Annotated in this window: 20 protein-coding genes; 5 read left to right on the top strand and 15 right to left on the bottom strand. The window is 39.4% G+C overall.

What is annotated here, in order from left to right; translation table 11 throughout:
- Positions 1 to 68 precede the first annotated feature (68 nt).
- The 4 genes from acpS to CDO33_RS19680 form a co-directional block, all read right to left on the bottom strand.
- Entirely contained in the window at positions 69 to 455 is a 387-nt protein-coding gene (gene acpS / locus CDO33_RS19665; RefSeq protein WP_103081552.1) for a holo-ACP synthase, read from the bottom strand.
- Between the two features lie 134 nt (positions 456 to 589).
- Positions 590 to 1,411 (bottom strand): hypothetical protein, encoded by an 822-nt coding sequence (locus tag CDO33_RS19670; protein ID WP_103081551.1) that lies wholly within the window; start codon positions 1,409 to 1,411, stop codon positions 590 to 592.
- Between the two features lie 75 nt (positions 1,412 to 1,486).
- Positions 1,487 to 2,215, bottom strand: a complete 729-nt coding sequence (locus CDO33_RS19675; RefSeq protein WP_103081550.1) for a PspA/IM30 family protein — start codon at positions 2,213 to 2,215, stop codon at positions 1,487 to 1,489.
- A 116-nt stretch (positions 2,216 to 2,331) separates the two neighbouring features.
- The gene (locus CDO33_RS19680) at positions 2,332 to 3,963 is read right to left on the bottom strand and encodes an ATP-binding protein (protein ID WP_103081549.1); all 1,632 of its coding nucleotides are present in this window, start codon (positions 3,961 to 3,963) and stop codon (positions 2,332 to 2,334) included.
- 398 nt (positions 3,964 to 4,361) lie between these two features.
- Here CDO33_RS19680 and CDO33_RS19685 point away from each other — a divergent pair, with 398 nt between their 5' ends.
- Entirely contained in the window at positions 4,362 to 4,571 is a 210-nt protein-coding gene (locus tag CDO33_RS19685; protein ID WP_103081548.1) for a heavy-metal-associated domain-containing protein, read from the top strand.
- A 39-nt stretch (positions 4,572 to 4,610) separates the two neighbouring features.
- On the opposite strand, the gene CDO33_RS21555 is transcribed toward CDO33_RS19685, so the two are convergent.
- The 8 genes from CDO33_RS21555 to CDO33_RS19720 form a co-directional block, all read right to left on the bottom strand.
- Positions 4,611 to 4,736, bottom strand: a complete 126-nt coding sequence (locus CDO33_RS21555; RefSeq protein WP_274540217.1) for a hypothetical protein — start codon at positions 4,734 to 4,736, stop codon at positions 4,611 to 4,613.
- Positions 4,737 to 4,939: 203 nt separating this feature from the next.
- Complete coding sequence (locus CDO33_RS19690; RefSeq protein ID WP_103081547.1) at positions 4,940 to 5,620, bottom strand: GntR family transcriptional regulator; 681 nt, start codon at positions 5,618 to 5,620, stop codon at positions 4,940 to 4,942.
- 77 nt (positions 5,621 to 5,697) lie between these two features.
- Positions 5,698 to 6,555, bottom strand: coding sequence for a 4-(cytidine 5'-diphospho)-2-C-methyl-D-erythritol kinase (ispE, locus tag CDO33_RS19695; protein ID WP_103081546.1), 858 nt, complete (start codon positions 6,553 to 6,555; stop codon positions 5,698 to 5,700).
- A 167-nt stretch (positions 6,556 to 6,722) separates the two neighbouring features.
- Positions 6,723 to 8,291, bottom strand: coding sequence for a DUF3794 and LysM peptidoglycan-binding domain-containing protein (locus CDO33_RS19700; RefSeq protein WP_103081545.1), 1,569 nt, complete (start codon positions 8,289 to 8,291; stop codon positions 6,723 to 6,725).
- A 483-nt stretch (positions 8,292 to 8,774) separates the two neighbouring features.
- Complete coding sequence (locus tag CDO33_RS19705; protein ID WP_103081544.1) at positions 8,775 to 9,041, bottom strand: Veg family protein; 267 nt, start codon at positions 9,039 to 9,041, stop codon at positions 8,775 to 8,777.
- Between the two features lie 118 nt (positions 9,042 to 9,159).
- The gene (yabG, locus tag CDO33_RS19710; protein ID WP_103081543.1) at positions 9,160 to 10,032 is read right to left on the bottom strand and encodes a sporulation peptidase YabG; all 873 of its coding nucleotides are present in this window, start codon (positions 10,030 to 10,032) and stop codon (positions 9,160 to 9,162) included.
- Positions 10,033 to 10,157: 125 nt separating this feature from the next.
- Positions 10,158 to 11,144 carry a CotS family spore coat protein gene (locus CDO33_RS19715; protein ID WP_103081542.1) on the bottom strand — a complete coding sequence of 329 codons (987 nt, stop codon included), beginning with the start codon at positions 11,142 to 11,144 and terminating at the stop codon, positions 10,158 to 10,160.
- A gap of 169 nt (positions 11,145 to 11,313) precedes the next feature.
- Positions 11,314 to 12,582 (bottom strand): glycosyltransferase family 39 protein, encoded by a 1,269-nt coding sequence (locus tag CDO33_RS19720; protein ID WP_103081541.1) that lies wholly within the window; start codon positions 12,580 to 12,582, stop codon positions 11,314 to 11,316.
- Between the two features lie 515 nt (positions 12,583 to 13,097).
- Between CDO33_RS19720 and CDO33_RS19725 the strand changes: the two genes are divergently transcribed.
- The 3 genes from CDO33_RS19725 (at position 13,098) to CDO33_RS19735 (ending at position 14,891) form a co-directional block, all read left to right on the top strand.
- Positions 13,098 to 13,814 (top strand): helix-turn-helix domain-containing protein, encoded by a 717-nt coding sequence (locus CDO33_RS19725; RefSeq protein WP_103102816.1) that lies wholly within the window; start codon positions 13,098 to 13,100, stop codon positions 13,812 to 13,814.
- Positions 13,815 to 13,880: 66 nt separating this feature from the next.
- Positions 13,881 to 14,720: a hypothetical protein gene (locus CDO33_RS19730; protein ID WP_103081539.1), complete on the top strand. Its 840-nt coding sequence runs from the start codon at positions 13,881 to 13,883 to the stop codon at positions 14,718 to 14,720.
- A 51-nt stretch (positions 14,721 to 14,771) separates the two neighbouring features.
- Complete coding sequence (locus CDO33_RS19735) at positions 14,772 to 14,891, top strand: cyclic lactone autoinducer peptide (RefSeq protein WP_242973493.1); 120 nt, start codon at positions 14,772 to 14,774, stop codon at positions 14,889 to 14,891.
- 57 nt (positions 14,892 to 14,948) lie between these two features.
- Here the strand turns inward: CDO33_RS19735 and CDO33_RS19740 are convergent, their stop codons facing one another.
- The 3 genes from CDO33_RS19740 to CDO33_RS19750 all read right to left on the bottom strand — a co-directional run bounded on the left by CDO33_RS19740 (position 14,949) and on the right by CDO33_RS19750 (position 16,544).
- Entirely contained in the window at positions 14,949 to 15,221 is a 273-nt protein-coding gene (locus CDO33_RS19740; RefSeq protein WP_103081537.1) for a pro-sigmaK processing inhibitor BofA family protein, read from the bottom strand.
- Between the two features lie 209 nt (positions 15,222 to 15,430).
- Positions 15,431 to 15,739, bottom strand: coding sequence for a YaaL family protein (locus tag CDO33_RS19745; RefSeq protein WP_103081536.1), 309 nt, complete (start codon positions 15,737 to 15,739; stop codon positions 15,431 to 15,433).
- 208 nt (positions 15,740 to 15,947) lie between these two features.
- Positions 15,948 to 16,544 carry an NUDIX hydrolase gene (locus CDO33_RS19750; RefSeq protein ID WP_103081535.1) on the bottom strand — a complete coding sequence of 199 codons (597 nt, stop codon included), beginning with the start codon at positions 16,542 to 16,544 and terminating at the stop codon, positions 15,948 to 15,950.
- A 278-nt stretch (positions 16,545 to 16,822) separates the two neighbouring features.
- On the opposite strand from CDO33_RS19750, the gene CDO33_RS19755 reads away from it, so the two are divergent.
- On the top strand, positions 16,823 to 18,610 hold the full coding sequence (locus CDO33_RS19755; RefSeq protein WP_103081534.1) for a VanW family protein: 1,788 nt from the start codon (positions 16,823 to 16,825) through the stop codon (positions 18,608 to 18,610).
- Positions 18,611 to 18,720: the final 110 nt, after the last annotated feature.

Here is an 18,720-nt window from a genome sequence, read left to right on the forward strand (position 1 = left end):
ACTCTTTGGTGCATTTGAACTCAACCAGCCAAATCTGAATTATCCTATGTCATCCGTCACTACCGGCCTCAATCCCTGACCTGTATAACCGCATAGGCCACAGCATAATTTTCGGAATGGGAGAGGCTTAAGGATATGCTAATATCGCCCAGTTTGTTTAATATCTCCCTGGCTTTGCCCGACAGGCATACATCCGGTTTTCCCTTTTCATCGTTGACCACTTCTATGTCCTTCCAGGATATTCCCTCGCTTATGCCTGTCCCCAGCGCTTTGGACACGGCTTCCTTGGCAGCAAAGCGCGCCGCATAGCTTTTATATTTGGCCGCTTTCCTTGCCTCGCAATAGTCGATTTCACCTTTGGTAAAAACCTTGTCCCGGAAAGCATTCCCCAGCGTGTCTAAAGAATGCTTAATTCTATCTATCTCAATTATGTCAACTCCACAGTAAATGGCCAATACTGCCTACACTCCTTTACTAAAGCCCGATATTGAATATTATAATTATACCATTGTATCCCCAGGCCATGATACACAAAAAGCTCAACAATATTTGTTGAGCTTTCTTGATTATGCTTAATGAAGTTAAACTTTTAAAGCCTCATTCTGTTTTTCCGTCGGTCTTCAAGAACGCTGTCCAGGGCAGCCGCCTCATTAACGGCTGTCTCAAGCTTCTCCAGCATATCTTCCGACTCAATGCTTGACAATATCTGATGTTTGAACATACTTACAGTGCTCTCCATATAATCCAGCTTGGCACTGATTCTTTCAATGTCTTGCTTTTCCTCCTTAAGCCGGTTGATAATCTTTTGGTCCATTTCTATCAGATTTTTGATATCCTCCAGCATGCGAGGGTCCTTGGTAAAGCTGAGCTTTCTGGTATTGGCATTGATTCTGTTGGCAACCTCGCTTACATCTGTCTCCTTAAGCTCCTTGCTTCTTATGCAAAAATTCACCAGCAGTTTGATATAGGATATCACCAGCTTTAATGTCTGCTCAACTATTTTTTCCTTGATATAGCTTTTTTCGCCTTTAAAAAATGAATTCACTATATCGTTTTTATCCTCCATAACCTTGCGGAGCTTTTGAAGATATGTCGCATTTGTATACCTTTTGGCTTCATTGGCAAGCCTCAGGCACTCATAATTCAAATCCTGTATCTGCCTGATCTTTTCCCTTTCATTGAACTTGTCATGGAAATCCTTGCTTAACAGAGTCTTTGCGACAAAAGCCAGGTAAAGCGCTACCGCCGGTAAATAGGTAATAGCTGTATCCGAGCTGACATAACGGCTCAGGTCTGAAGGCAGCAAACCGCTGATCGTATCAGCCGACATTGACGTGATTGCTAAAAACAATAACAGCAACCCAAGATTTTTCAATTTTAAAAGCGCGCTAAACAGCATCCTTAACTTCATACTAGCATCTCATGCCTTCCCATAAGTTTGTATAAATCTAAAGTCCGTCGCGGATATAACTCCGACTATCTAAAGTCAGTTTGTCGTCTTATTCTCTACCTTTTCCTTCACTTCAAAGCCTTGATCCGAACCCAGCATGGCTTCAGCTCTGGCACGGGCTCTCTCCCTTGCGGAATTCATATCCAGCCGCTTTAACTTCAATTCTATGTTGGAGTCATTAAGGGATTCTACGGCATTAGCCCTGGCAGTCTTTCTGTTTACTATCTCCCTTGCCCTGTCCATAGTTTCATTTACAGTGCCTATCCTATTGCTCTTGGAAGTGTATTTTGCATTAACCGAATTTATATTCTCCCTTAATGAAGCCATCTTTGCCTGGGACTTCAAAGTCTTCAATTCATTGAGTTTTGCACTCATTTCAGACTCAAATATCTTGTAGTCCTCCCTGATCTTTGCCACTTCGGCCATGGCATTGTCATAAGTAGCTTTATGGGCCTCGTAGGTAGCCTGGTATTCCTCCTCCTGCATAAGGAGCTCGATAAGCACATCCTTGTCTCCCTGCCTCTGGGCTGCTTCCACCCTTTGCTTTATGGCATTGAGGTTTTTTTCCGCATTTTTCATCTCTATCTTGATAAGTTCTGCATTTGTCTGAATCTCGAGGATTTGCTGTTCGGCTTCCTTTCTGGCCTTTTCTATCTGGTTTTTGATATCCTCAAAAAGGATTTCCGGATTTCTTTCCTCCAGTCCTCCCACAAACATTCCGAAAAATCCTCTTATCATAGCTCCCAATCTGCTAAACAACCCCATTGCTAACGCCTCCTCTTTTTCTCAAAAAGTATTTATCCCATATCATAAATCTATAATTTTATATATAATTATATCTTAAAACAACAGGAATTAACAGGTCTATCAAAAATATATTGCTATTTGTATACTTCCAGGTCCGTCTGGCTGTCCTTGTCATCTATCAGGTGCTTGTACTTTTCGGGCAGCAAATCCTTATCATCCGTTTCCCTTATGGCAAGCATGGTCATATATTCCACCTGCTGGGTGCTGGGCCGGCATTTTTCTATTGCCATGTCCAATATGTCCGAGGTGATGACTGTGCCCTCCTTGTCATCCTCGTTTGCCAGCTCATAGGCTTTTCTGACCACCGTCTCAATCTCCGCACCGGTATAATTTTCTGTCTTTTCAGCAAAGGGCATGAAATCTTCAATGTCTGTTTCAAACCCGTATTTTCGTATGATTATTTTAAATATTTCCGCCCTCTCCGGCGCTTCGGGAAGCAGTATAGGTATCTTTTTATCAAACCTTCCTGCTCTTTTGAGCGCAGGATCTAAGAGGTCCGGCCTGTTGGTAGCAGCAATGAAAATTACTTTTCCCCTATTATTTGTATTACTGGTAAACTGCAAAAATTCGCTGAAAATATTTCTTCCAACTCCGCTGTCGCCGCTGTCTCCCCTTCTGAATGTTGTATCTATTTCGTCCACAAACACTATCACCGGCTGCTGGGACTGAGCCCCCAGAAGACACTTCTTAAAATTTTTCTCGCTTTCGCCCACATACTGTCCCAATATTCTGGACATGTCAATTTTTACACAGTTGAAACCGCTGGATTTAGCCAGGGCATTAACCAGCAATGTTTTACCTGTACCGGAAGGCCCACATAGCAGTATTCCCATGGGAACCCTTCTTAAATCGCCCTTTTTGATAGGATTCACAATGTTCTTCATCAGGTAGTTTTTAGCCTTGTCCATTCCGCCTATATCATCAAAGCTGATTTCCGGATATATGAATTCCAATACATCCCCATATTCTTTTTGCAGCACCGAATGTTTCTTTTCCTTTATGAATTCAAAGCTTATCGGCACATCTTCAGCCTCAGCCCGCAATTTTATATCTTTGATCGATTTCTTGCTAAGGCCGGACGACAGCTTCGCAAACTCATCTATTGTTATATCCGATTTTACGTCGCTACCCTGCAACAGGTATTCTATATACTGCCTGCGCTCCTCCTCCCCGGGCAGACCCACCAGGATCGGCTCCACTCTGTAGGAGGATTTCAACACCTCCCGGCTCACATCCGCCAAATTGTCGGCAAGCATGAATATCGTGCTGCCTACGGATGAAATTCTGGGATTTACAGACCATTCGCAGGCCCAAATTAATGCGGACCTTTCCTCCAGGGACATGCTTCCCACATCCACCGAAGGCAGTATTTTTTCCGTATGGTTTATAAATAAGGCCATCTTCGTGCCTTTCAAAGCGATATCGATATACGGGAAAATCCTTGACGGAAGAGCGTGGAGAAGGTTAACCGCTTCGTTGGACGTTATTTTATGAAATTCCCTTTCCATGCCTCCATCGAGGAATGTAAGTCCCCGAGAGATATCGTAGAAGGCCACTATTGCAAAGTTCCTCTGCTTTATAAACTCCTCATACAGAAATCTGTCTATATAACGGTAATTATCCACTACATCCCGCACATTGAAATACAGCAAAAATTCATGGGAAATCCCGGATTTGTACTTGCTCAAAAATTCATCGTACCACATATGTCAATAATGCCAGGCAGCAAGGTTTTAACTGCTTTGGCATCTCACCTCCATGTTAGTGTAAAATATGCACGAAGCATAAGGCCTAAATTTTTCGATAAATCCCGAATTTGTAACCCGTATTTTGATACAAGCTGTTACTCTTTTAATTATACGTAAATTTATCAAAAAAGTTTAGTTATAAAAAAACTATTTTTTGCACCCTAGATACCTTTAATATAGAGTATAGTACTACACTCCACGTTAAAGGTCAATAGTATTTTCCAATAAATATTTTGCTGTCAAACTGTCAAAACTAAAAAAGATTCCGGTGCAACAACGGTTCAGGTAGCGAAAGGCAAATAATGCCTGAAGCCGGATATCAAAATTATCTACAATAATTAGTTTAAGGAGGATTTATGGAAACTACGTCTTTTAATGTTCCGTCAATCTCATGCAGTGCCTGTGCGGAAAAAATACAGGAAGGCCTTAAAGAAATGAAAGGCGTTGGCAATGTCTCGGTAGATCTAAAAACAAAAATGGTAAATGTTGACTACAACCCTGCTGACGTAAAGCCGCAGGATATTATAGGAAAAGTTTCATCCCTTGGATATGAGGTGTCCCAGTGAGCACCTTTAAAGGATAAAAGGGTAGGGAAAGCTTGCGATTTATACCTGTGCCACAGACAAGCAGGCGCTTTTTGCTTTCTTCAACTTGATCAGGATGTCTCCTGCTTCCAACTTGGTCAGGACCTCCCCTCTTCTAACCAGCAGGGGCTGATCTGATAAAATCATAGCAGCGGTAATATTAGGAGGGAGATTGCACGACCAAACTTGAATCTCTGTAGATGCAGATGCAGATTTGCAGACCAGAATTAACCTGAATTTGAATCGGAGATTTGACAAGTATCGGAGTATAATATATCTTTTGATATTTATACTCCGATGACAACTCACTTTCTTCCACAGGCTATCTTTCAACACCAGCGAAATCCCTGTTATAAATTGTTTTTATGGATGGAATTGAGAATCGCCTGCTCCTGATTTTCAATGTGCTTTCTGGCAAGCATACCTGCCCTTTCGGGATCTCTTGCCTCTATCGCTTCCAGTATTTCGCAATGTTCTGCCACCAATCCCTTGTGAGCACTCAGGTCCTTCATGTAAATAACTCTGAACCTATGCACCTGCTCCCGGAGATTGTTAGTTATCTGCAAAAGCTTTTCATTGCGCGAACAACGGTAAATAAGCTCATGGAACTCCACATCCTTTTTTATGGAGTTTTGTAAATTTTCTTTTTCTACATAGTTGGTAAATTGATTGTTTACATGCTTCAAATCCTTGAGCTCGTCGTTGGTAATCCTCTCCGCAGCCAGTGAAGTTGCAAGACTGTCAAGAGATGCTCTTATCTCGAGAACATCAATTATGTCCTTCATGGAAAGGTCAGCAACCTGCACTCCCCGACGTGGAACCATGGTTACAAAACCCTCCAGCTCCAGCTTTCTGATAGCTTCTCTTACAGGTGTCCGGCTTACGCCCATCTTCTCGGCCAGCTGGACTTCCATCAATCTTTCTCCGGGCTTTAACTCGCCCATTATTATAGCCTCTCTTAAAGTATCGAAAATAACTTCCCGCAATGGCTTATAGTCGTTCAAGTTGACTTTAGAAAGCTTACTTGCCATACCTTTATCTCACCCTAACCTTCAACATTATAGTTTAATACATGGAAAAGTGCCCGAATACTGTTTGTCCAAATTCTTCATGGAGATACCGTAGTAGTAATATACCTGTCCCATCTGTTGCTCTCCATGGCTTCATATGCTCTCATCGCAGCCGCTTTATCAGAAAAAATTCCAAAAACTGTAGGTCCGCTGCCACTCATCATGCTTCCTAAAGCACCCAGTTCCACCAGCTTTTGTTTTATCTCGCCAATTACTTCGTATTTTCCAGAAGTAACTGTTTCAAGAACATTTTTCATGTTTTGAGCAAGCTTTTTAATGTTACCGTTCGCAATACTATTAATTATTATATTTGTGTTGGGCCTGCTTGTCAATTTTTTAACATTAAGGTTTTCATAAACCCAGGCTGTGGAAACTCCTATTTTAGGTTTAATCAAAACTATATTCGTAACCGGCAGAGGATCAAGCTGTGTCAAAATTTCACCAATGCCTTCGGCCAGCATAGTGCCGCCCCTGATGCAAAAAGGCACATCGGCGCCGATGGTTTTTCCGATATCCATTAGCTCCTTTTCAGTCAAATCCAGTTTAAATAGACTGTTCATACCCTTCAATACCGCTGCCGCATCAGAACTTCCTCCTGCCAGACCGGCTGCAACAGGTATGTTTTTATCTATCCTTATTTTTACACCCTTTTTTATTCCAAACCGTTCAATTAGCTGCTCAGCAGCCTTGTAAGCAATATTTCCTTTGTCGTTAGGAACCCAGGGAGCACTGCATTCAATCTCTATTCCTTTTTCAATCACTTCTATAAAAATCCTGTCATGAAGCTCGATGGTCTGCATTACCATCTTAACATCATGATAGCCGTCCGGTCTCCTGCCAAGTACATCAAGAGACAGGTTGATCTTTGCTCTTGCCTTTAGTTCCGTTGAATCCATCATCCACCTCGGATTTTACCAGTTGGTGCCGTAATAATTTGTTTACTTTACGGTTGAAAATATTATATACAAAATACACGTCTATTTCAACAAAAAGTGCTTGAAATTTAAATTTCAAGCACTTTTTTATAAGGCTGATGCAATTTTTAATACATAACGCTTTCCGTTTATTTTGCTTTTTTAGGAATTAATATCTGAAGTCCGGGCGTATTCAGGTCCTGATCGGTGATATTGTTTATGCGCTGGATATAATCCACAGTTGTGTAATATTTCTTAGCTATTTTCCACAATGTATCCCCGGGTTTTGAATAATATACCACAATGCTCGGCTGCTGCTCAAGCCTTTTGCCATCCAGGGGAAGATCCGTAACTCTAACGGTAAGAGGGAAAACAACCTGTCTTACTACTTTTACGTCCACTCCTATAATCAGCCTTACTTCCACTTCTGTTGCCGAAACCATGCTATAGCTGCAGTGTTCTATATCCAAATTAACATCGCATTTCATATCCGGCTCTATACCCTTTATATCTACTGTCTGCCTGAACGGAATCTCCTGTTCCTGGCAGAAAACCGGTCTTTCTCCATCATTGGACAAGTAAAGCACATTATTGTTCACAACGCCTTCAATTATCAATTTATCGCCGGATATCTCATATTCAGACAGCACAGGCCTGCACAATACATTGAATACCTCAGCTATTTCCGGACTTTCATCGCTTATGGTTATTGTATCCTTCAAAACAACCTGTGTTTTGCTTCGGGTTACAACGTCTTCAGTCTTAAAGGGTTCCTTTTCGATATTCAGCCTTACGCTGGGACTGTAAGCATCGGAAACCATTTCTATGTTGCGTTTCTCATACGCTGATGCATACAGGTTTATGACTGCTTCGGCATTTAGAACTCTGAGCTCTCCATCATCATCCTCCACCGGATCAAGCTGAATATTCGCAATGCGGTAATCTACCTCACAATCGGCATTATCAGTAATGCTTGCCAGTTCTATGTACTCCATGAAAGGCAAGCTGAACTCCATGGTCTGGATGCTGCCCTCCTCATCATCTGCTGTGTACAAGGCGGAAATATTCAGCTCTCCTTTGGCAACTGCCCTATTGTCGTCTATTTTATACTCTTTGCTTACTATTTTGGCATCCGTTCTCAAAAGCTCTCTTATGGAGGGCTTTCCTGCCGGAACTTCCAAAGTTTCCTTTATCGTGCAGTCAACTGTGTTATCTCCCAGATAGCAGTTGACGGAAGCACTGTCACGCAAAATCTGCACATCCTCAACCGCCTCAATATTGCTGACAGCACTTTGTTCAGTCTCTTCCATGACTTTTCCGCTGATCTTCATAATGGTTCTGACATTGATTTTCCTTTCATTCTGCATATTGAATTCAATATGCTCTATATCGCACTTTGCTCTGCATTTTGCTTCCGGTACGGCGTTTTCCACGTCCAGTGCATAGGTAAAACTGGATGAGGTGTTTATTCCTTTTACTTCCCTGCTTTCTCCGTCCGGAACATATAGTATTTTATACTGGATTGTCCCATTGACAATAATTTTATCCTGTGCAGCTTCTGCGCTGTTAACATATGCATCTCCATCTAAAAGCAGTATCCGTGAAATATCCGGCTTAACATCGGGCACAATTATATCATTCTCTATAACTGTCTGCGCTGAGTCTTCGCCAATCACATGATTAATCATGACAGTTTCCCTTGTGAGTTCGAGAGACATGGTCCTATCCTCCTCTTGCTTATCGAATAGATTTGAGCATCTATGTAATATATATTGACAAGACTCATAAAATATGCCTCTCGGCGAAATATTGATGAGACAGATATGGCAAAACATAACCAGTAAAATTTCTATATGAATATCGACAAAAAGTTGGCATTAAAATGAACGAATGCTAAGGATATCATATTTTAAAAATTCCTTGCCAAAAAAATAAGAGATCCCATCGCTTTCAGTATATGATTCAAGAGCGTCGGAATATGAATTTTAAGGAAAAGTCTTAAAGAAGAGAGTTTGAATTCCTTTTCTTTAAGAGATGCTACTAGAGGGTCGGTGAATTTTACCTTCCGGGAGTTATATTCTATACACTACCGAATTGTAATTTCTGTATAAAGCTGTATATAACATGAGCATAATAATGGCAAAAATAAAGAGAGTCGAAACAAAATCCCGGCTCCCTTAGTTTTCTATTGTCCCAACACTCTAGCTAACCTGTATTTTTCTATTATCTTTGCAAACTACTACTTCAACTGCTTTTGTGAGTATATCTGTATAGCTGTACGAAACCCTTCTGGTTGTTTCATACTCATTCTCAAACTTTACGATGAAGATGCTCGGATAGGAATTTTCAATAATACCTTCTCTAATAACTGCCTTTTTTCTACCTTTATTGGCTTTCAGTTGAACTTTTTCTCCGATACAGGTTTCTATATCCTTCTTTATCTGAAACAAGTCACACTTTTCTATCATTAAATCACCTCATCTTCTGTTTGTCAATATTATAACACAAAGTTCTTCTTTTGTCAAAAAAAATATATATTATAGCAGGAACAATTTATTTATGTCAAGTATTTATTTAAAAAAAACATTAAGATTGCGGCTCTGTAGGGTATCCTTTCCGTGATTTTCCCCGTGTTTGTAAACCTCCTATGCCCTCCGCACCGGTTATCGTATTGCCCACAACTTCCATTGGGTCCAGAACAGAATTGACATTGGAAAAAGCTATTTTCTGACAAACAAACACAGGGTCCAGAGCATGGATCAGTACTCTGTTGGGAGAACTCGCAAAATTGGCGCCCGCATTGATGATTTCCTTGTACATGGACTGGCATGCGCCTGCAAAAATTATCAGGTTATCCATGTTGCTGTCGAATTTCCTAGCCTGTTTCACTGCTTCAATGTAATACTTGGAATTCCAGTAGCCGTTTACATCCGTCGGTTTGCCTTCACTTTTTATAAAGCCGTCATGGCCTGTCAATACAAGTATATCCGGTCTGTGCTCCTTAAGGAGGTCGTACACAGCTGAGGGTTGGTCCTTTTCCGGGACATGCTTTCCTACTGTCTCTATTCCAAACTCTTTGTACTGCTTGAGACAGGTATCAAGATAATCTTCATCGCCATCTATATGGAGTACTTTGCCCGATTTTGAATACATGCGGGAATCATCATTAGGAGTACCTCTGTATAAAGCTTTTTTTGGGTATCTTCTAAAGCTGCGCGCACTTATTTCCCTGCACTTTCTGGTTACGGCATAATTCTCTTTCACAGTGTATTCTCTTACCTTCTGGTCAGGCACTTGTATAAGGTCGGATTCAGGTGCATCGGCTTCTATCCTGTACATTATACCCTTAAGTATGACGGTTTTTTCTTCGCCGGTATTTAAGATATCCACCACTTTAAAGTAGATATCCTCTCCATAAGATTTTCTGGCAACAATATCTCCTATTTTGATTTCTCCCATCAAATCACCCTTACTCTTCAAAGTTCATTACATAATATGCAAAAATTCGGGTGCTGGTGATTGGGATGCAGTTTATTATACATAAAATCTAAAGCTATTTTATTAAACGACGCTACCACGCCACATTAAAACAACATGTCATACTGCTCCATGAACTTTTTATGGTACTCAATCTCATCTATGACCTCCTGCATTTTAGCCACATAGCTTTTTTCCGACCAGCTGCGCTTGCTGTTGTAATACTTATTGGCTACCCTCCACAGCTTTTGCGGAAACTGGAGCATGATCTTCATGACATATATTTCATCCTCGCTTAAGCTTTCTACTGTCCGGTATTCATCTATTATGAGCTTGGCCTCATCTATATCCCAGTTGCATCTTCTCATCTTCCTTCTCAGCAAATTCGCAAGGTCGTAAACTTTCAGCTCATAACAGCAGAATTCAAAATTGGTGGCATAATAGGTTTCTCCATTTTTGATGATATTGTGATGGGTAAAGTCATGATGGCATATGATGCCTTCTTCCCTGGACTGCTTCACAAGCCTTTCATATCTGGGACTTTCTATAAGCTGGAGGGCATTTTCACCCAGATTATAAAAATATTCAAAGTGGTCCAGGAACATAAAGTCAAATTTGCTTTTACCCTTTTTTGCAATTTTGGCCAGCTTCTTTATCTCATCAAGTCTTTTGGAAAAGTATTGAGGAAGCTTTCCCAGATCATCCCTCGTGAAACTGCCTTCAGGCAGCTTAAAACCTCTTGATGCCTTGTGTATCATAGCAAGAAGCCTGGAAGCTCCCATCATCTCATTCCTATTGTCAAAATTGCACTCTCTTCCATCGACAAATTCCGTTATTATATAATTGGATCCATCTGCGGAGATATAGGGTTTTCCGTTCAGGGTGCACAAGTATCTGTCCATATTGCTGAAACCATTTTTAATCATGTGTTCCTTGACATTATGGATAAATTGTATCCTTTCGGGGAATAATACCGTCTTTTTCAATACCTTTCTCCCATTTGACGTATTGATTATGAATACGTCCTTGTACGGTGCAATGCTCTTAATCTCAAAACCATAGTTTTCCGATATTTCCCTGTCTATGTCATGCATAATAAACCTCCGAGATTCTCCATGATAATTCACTTCATCCAAGGTCAAATAAGCAGCGATAAGATTTGGAACCATTACTGCATATCAATAAATTATATGTGATTAAAATGCAGCATAGTACTACCGTTATCACCGCGACCTGCGTCCCGGAGCAACAGGGAAATTCATCTTACAATTTCACAAGGGATTTAAGTACCGTCGACACCTTTACGGCCAGATACCCCGTAAATATAGAGACAAGCGGCATTAGAGGGAATGCATATCGATCGAAGGCCATATAAACGCAGTGGATAAGGTTAAAATACAGAATAACCGAGACAGGAATGAAATACCTGAAAAATTCGTTGCCCGCAAGCTTCCTGCCGGCACCGCCCTTCATAAATTCATAAGCACCTTTAAAAATAAGGATGGCTATTCCAATGAATCCGGACAATATAATGCAATGGAAAGGAAAAACATGCTCTATACCTATATCAAAAACCCTCTTCCAGTAAAAAGGCACACTCCAAAGCTTAAGGGTCTTGCCCAGCGTATACCATCTTAAATAGCCCCAGAAGTCCTTCTCCAATTCCATCCTTATTCGCTGCTTTACCGCTTTCATTTCATTCTTGTTTGTCTCAAAAGCATTTTTTCCCATCTCATAATGCACTATGTTATCGGGATTCTGCACATAATCTATGTAAGTTCCCTGAAGCATAGGATTGCCGCTGGATGCAGCCAAGGGTATAAACACCCCGTATTCCCTGTAATTTCTTAACCACCATGGGGACATTATTAATGCAAACACTGCCATCATGGACAGGGACCACTTAAGGATTTTATTAAGGCTGATTCTGTGGTAGAGAAAAAGATACAGGAAGAAAAATAAAGGATAAAACAAAATGGTGGGCCTGCATAAAGTAGCAGCTGCCCATAGCACTCCTAACAGCATGAACTTATACAAAACCGGCTTTTTCGAAACTTTGAGGGAATAATGTATCAAAGCACACAAAAGAGCAGTAAAGACCGTTTCAGTGAGAAAATATCCCGACGTTGTTATATTGGGCAAATAAAATGCCATAAGAAAGGCGGAGATAATCCCGGCCTTCTTATCGAATAGGTCTGAGGCCATCAGAAAAATATAAACAATAGTAATGCAGCTTATCAGAGCTTGAATTACCCTGACTGCCTGCAAGCCTGCAAAACCATAGCCCAAAACCTTGAATACCATAGCCAAAAACATGGGATAAAGAGGCATTATGAATACTGTGGGTTCATTGTAGTTATGATATGTAAGAATTCCGTTTTTTAGCAAAGCTACCGCGCTTTTTACATAGTTTAGATCGTCGCTGCCTAAGTTTAGCATGTTGCCATATTTGAAAATCATTATTAATTTTATTGCAAAAGACAAAAGGATGATAACAGTTAAAATGCGGTAATAAACATCTCTTCGAAGCATAAGCCATACCCCCGATTCCAAATCGTCGGATAGTATTCTTCAAAGCTTACCCAAGCTGGTTTATACTATCCCGGAAATTGACGGATCAAAATCGCGATATCGATCCCCGCCGATATATTAAAGGATTGGCTTACACTGCTGAATCTATACCTGAATCTATACGAAGATATTTTTTTGCATAAAAAAAAGGCGCTGGCACCCCCCAAAACACTTACAAACCTTTTAATAATATAGAAAAACACTGGATTTTTATATTAGCTGCCAGCGTCTGCAGTTAATAAAGATAAATAGTGTTAACACATGTATAATGTTATAACATGTTAAACAACTTGTCAATATTTAACACTACAGTTTTTTTAATTTATATAAAAACTACAATTTTGTAGCAATGTATTTGTACAAAATGACAAATATTTTACAATTGCAATAAATTTCAGTTACATTTCTATTAAAATGAGTTAATATTATGATATAGCATGTACATAAATTTTCTGCATAACAGTAAAGGTGGTCTAATGAATAATTTAGGAGAGCTTTTTCGGCATATAAGACTAAGTAAGAACTGGTCTATACGTGAGGCAGCAAAGAGAATGGGTATAAGCTATTCCTATCTTAGTATCCTTGAAAAAGGGATAGACCCGAGAACAGGAAAGGATTCTAACCCCAAGCTTGACACTCTCAGGCTTATTTCTAAAGCATATGAATATCCATACGAAGAACTTATGAAAGCGGCAGGTTATCTTAGCGAAGAAGATACGGGGGATAGAAATTTCGACCTTACTGTATTTATAAGTAATATGAACCTTATTATGGGAGACATGACAATAGATGAGCTGTCCCAGGATATCCATAGAAAAACCGGATACAGCATTAGCCCCAAGCAGATAAGAAGCTATATGAACGGAGACATAGAACCCTTTCCGGGTACTATAAATATTCTTAGCAAGTATGTAGGTGTAAATTCGGATTTTTGGTATCGGTTTAATACAGAAGAAACTCTTGCAGAAGAAAGGAGAAAATACGAAGAGGCCAAACTCAAAGCATCCACAGAACAACTAAGCAGAGACTTTGCAATGTTTAACAGCCTTTCGGAAGAAATAAAGCAATGGGTGGTCCGGGAAGAAAATCTTCCATACCTGAAAGCTGCAATGGAGGCCCAGTACAAAAAGGTGAGCCCGAATTCACTTCATTTGATAATTGATACCCTGGTAAATGAAAGAAGTCGAAAATGATTACTAGCAAAGCCTATTTAGCGATCTTAGTCTTGAATTTCTATGCTTGATCAAAGGAGTGTTTTTATGGCACAATCATCTATTGTAAGTGTATTAACAATAAGCTTTCCGGAAGCAATAGCAATAATATTATTGGGATTGCTTTCTACAGGGAAGTCCGAATATATCCGCAGTAAAATTAATCTGGCTAGGGTTCTTGCAATGGCTGCCTTATCATCTGTAATGTCCTTTTTTATAAGAAAATTAGTAGGTAGCGAGATAGAAAATCTTCTGGTGAGCTTTATTATGTTCACCTTGCTATACATATTTATAATTAAGCTAACGGTCTATGAATCTACGATGGCTTCCCTTTTATCGTTGGTGTTGTTTACAATAGAGCAAACAGCCTGTATTTTGCTCTTAACGGCAATTACGGGACTAAACTTTGAAAATGTGTTAAGCAATGACATTACACTATTTTTATTCTTTATACCGGAGCGTATTGTTGAAGCAGTGCTGATTTATATCTTTATGAAATATAACATTAAAATAATTGATTTTGAAAAAGTAAATTTAAAAAAAAAGGAGTTTTATTTACAACTGTTTGTATATATAATCAGCATATGCACATTGATATTTATAACGAACCTGTTAGCCAAGTTGGCTATTTATGGTGATTTAGATGCCATAAATAATTCCACTAATTCGATACTGGTTAGGATAAACATATACCTTACCATTTTTGTCACCATAGTGTTGACAATAGCTATTAAAAGCACCAATGACTATTACAAAAACAAAAATTCCCTTAGTAATAATGAGTTGAAGCAGAGTTTAAAATATATTTCCAATCTCCTGGAAGAAAAGAATTACGAAGAGTTGAAAGACGCTTTGGATAAGTTAAACGACCATATCTCAAAGCAGTAACAGATTGCTTTAAAAAACTGTTCAACATCATATGAAAGGGGGGGCATGATGATGAAAAAGTTTTTAGCAATTGTTTCAGCTATACTCTCATTAATAGCAATTACAGCAGTAAGCACGGCTTCATTCTATTGGGTTTACCAGCCAAAGGCACCAAAGAGCTTGACAAAATAATCATACCTGATGTATTTGGAAAAAGGGTGCTCAATAAGCATCCTTTTTTCATTTGTTCTATGCGCTCAGCAAAAATTTCAATGCCACCATCAATATCAAACCTGGCAATCCAAGGAAACCAACTACCGCGGCGCTTATGACATTAAGCGCTATTTTAAATCCCCAAAAGCTGCCTATAAAGTTTATCCCAAAGATAACAACCCCGCCCATCAATACTTTGGCCAGCACTTTAAGGACCTGCTTCAGAGGTATAGAGAACATTCTTCCCAGTATAAACAATACTATGATACCTAGTATATAGGCAATCAGGACGCCATAATCCAGTGCCATGACCCCACGCCTCTCCTAAGGATTTCATCAAATCAAAGTCAATCATATCTAATCAATGTCTATTATATATACTACCCGATGGCACACATCCATCCGCACGGAAACTTCAGCCAAGCAAAAATTATTATGTGAATCTTTTGTACATTATTAAATATATAAACTTGACCATAATTTTATTACAAAAAAAATAAAAGGGCTTAAATGAGCCCTTAAAGGTTAACATTAATGCCCTTTTCCTTAGCCTTCTTAAGGAAATATTCATACCTTATTTCACAAGCCTTGATCTTGTATGTATAATAATCAATTAGATCCTCATCATCGGCATATTCAAAATTCCAACTGGCATTTTCCCATTCCATTTTTGCATTTCTAATGCTCTCTATAAGTTCATTATATTCCCTATCGCACATATCGATGTCAGGAACGGTTTTTTGCCTGATGGAAGGTTTCAGTAGCCTAGAAAGCAGACTGCCTTTCTGAGGTTTGTAACCTTGATTTCCATAAGTTTCCGGATACATACAAATTCCCCTTATACTTTTTTACAATAAAGTATAAGCAAAATTTGCCTTTTTTATACATTTATTCTATAAATAATCTTTTTATGCCATAGAATCGGGTAAGACATGCTCCAGTATGTATGGAACTATTAAAATGTATATGCACGGTACCGAATCCTTTTCTCTCTTTGGTTCTTTCCATTGAAGTCCAATCAGCTGCCAAAGCTTATCACTGCTGCCATCCTGCATTGGTCAGATACCTGTATATTGCCATGGTGGTTTCATAACGGAATCTTCCCCAATCGGACCATTTCCCTTTAATATTCAGCAGTGCTTCTCCAACCTGTCGAAGGCCGTCCACGTCCACTTCCTTTATTTCACTTATTTCATCGTCAATAGCATCCGCAAGGAGCTTTCCTCCTTTTTCCCTGAGGATAAACAAATAGGAATAGAACATGACGGTTTCCCCGGAATTTTCGAATTTTATTTTAAGCACTCCGGCAAAGCTTTCTATATCTACCTTCAGTCCCAGTTCCTCTTCCGTCTCCCTGTATACCGCCTGAATTATGTCCTCCTCATGCCCTATCCCTCCGGTAGGAATCCTGAATACTCCATCCGGGTATTCATTACAGGTAACGACAATAATCTTGCCATTTGGGCGTCGGACACAAAAAACAACCTCTCCCCGGCGGTCTTTCTCCACCGACTTTTTTATTTTATTAAAAAAACCTTTGTTTTCATAGTTTATGGTCACTTCTTCAATGTGAGGTTCAGCATTCAGTCTTTGGCATAATTCTATAAATTCCTTATCATTAAAACGGTTCATATTTGAGTCCTTCCTGGTATAAATCTGTTAGGTAAATCTTATATCTTTTTAAGAAGTTTTTCTATAGCAAAATAAAGATTTAATATATATTTAATATAAAGCTTCACGCACATATATAAATTATCGTATTGAGTTTTTTTCAAAAAATTGCGATAATAAAGGGTGTTACATAATGGGAACATAAATGGCCCTAATTCCGTCTATTTATGTAGGGGTTAAGAGAGTATATTACATTATTTTCCTATTATTTAAAATTATTCAATTTTGGAGTGCTAAGAATGCAGAGTGAGGTTCAGAAACAAACTAAAAAAGCTGTATCAAGAAAAGCAATAGTAATAGCTTTGGTTGTTGTAATTATGCTTTCCATAGCCATAACAGCCCAATTGGCTTATTTGATTTTAAGAAACGACAGGGTATACAGCGGTGTATATATTAATGATGTGCATGTAGGCGGTCTTACAAGACAGCAGGTTGCACAACTATTGCATTCAGAATACCGGGATAAAATCAAGGATCTGGAAATAACCATCCATGCCGGAGATCAAAGTGAAATTTTGAAGTTTTCGGATCTGGATATGAAAATTGACGTAGAAGGCACTATAAATGAAGCCTTCAGCATCGGCAGGACAGGAAATATATTTGAAAGATTCCGTGATATTCTGATGGCAAGAAAAGATAATCCTGTCATCAAAGTAGCTTATGAATATGATAAGCAAAAAGTAGACGAAGTAATTGAGTCCCTGTACGAAAAAACCCTCATACCCGTTAAGGAAGCAGATTTGCTTATCCGGGACGACATGGTTGTCGTACGCTCAGGACACCATGGGGAAAACATTGATAAAGATTTGCTGCTGAAAGAAATTGAAAATCATATCTATATGCTGAAAGGCGGAAATATCAATATACCAATTGATATAACCATGCCTGCCAAAATTGATGTGGATGATTATTACAGCAAAATAACCAGAGAAGCCCAGGATGCCTATGTAAAGGTTGAGAACAACAACGTCATTATTGTTCCGGAGGTTGTGGGCAGAAGCGTCAAAAAATCCGACCTTATCAATATAGCCGATGAATTGGCAAACAAGGAAAACACCGAAAAGATTATACCTATCGAACTTGTTGCGCCGAAACTTACAGCAGAAGATATTAGGAAAAACTTGTTTAAGGACACCCTTTATACCGCTTATTCAAGCTACAAAAATGATACGGTGACCAATAGAAACAGGACTGAGAATTTGCGTCTTGCTTCTTCAAAGATCAACGGAAAAATACTGGCTCCCGGCGAAGTTTTCTCTTTTAATGAGACGGTGGGAAAAAGAACCATCGAAGCCGGATATAAGGATGCAATGGTATTCAAAAACGGAAAGGTTATACCCGATATTGGAGGAGGTATATGCCAGGTTTCCTCAACTTTGTATAACGCTGTCCTTTATGCCGACCTCGAGGTTGTGGAGCGCAGAAATCACATGTTTGTTGTATCCTATGTTCCTTACGGCCTGGATTCTACCGTTTATTACGGTCAGACCGATTTCAGGTTCAAAAATTCAACAAACTGGCCTATTATGATAAAAAGCTGGATGACTCAAGATAATAAGCTATATTTTTCTATAATAGGAACTAATGAAACGCCGAACAAAACCGTGGAGATGCAGTCGGAAATAATTAAAACCATACCGTATACTACAAATTATACCGATGACCCCAACCTTCCGGAAGGTGAAACAAAGGTTATACAGACTGGATATAACGGTTATGTTGTAGATACTTACAAAATAATAAAGGAAAACGGTGTGGTTAAAGAAAGAAGGAAAATCACCACCAGCACATACCAGCCTTTGACAGAAGAGATTTTAAGGGGTACAAAAAAAGTTGATGAACAGCCTGCATCAGCGGAACCGGATTCAACCACCAAGCCTGAGTCCCCTAATACAGGTTCAGGCCCAGAAAATCAGCAGCATCCGGATGAGGAAAATGTGCAAAAGCCGGAGCAGAATGTGGAACCAATTCAGGATACTCAAAACATACAGAATACTAACGAGGATAGTTCTCAAAATCCAGGCTAAATCGTGAAACCGGCATCTGTCTTATAAGGTGTTTTATATAGGTGAAAGCTGTATCAAGCAGTTAAAGCTGTATGCCTGTGCAGCTGCGTTAAGAGTCTGTCTTATATAAA

This window comes from Clostridium thermosuccinogenes, from assembly GCF_002896855.1.
Lineage (GTDB): Bacteria > Bacillota > Clostridia > Acetivibrionales > DSM-5807 > Pseudoclostridium > Pseudoclostridium thermosuccinogenes.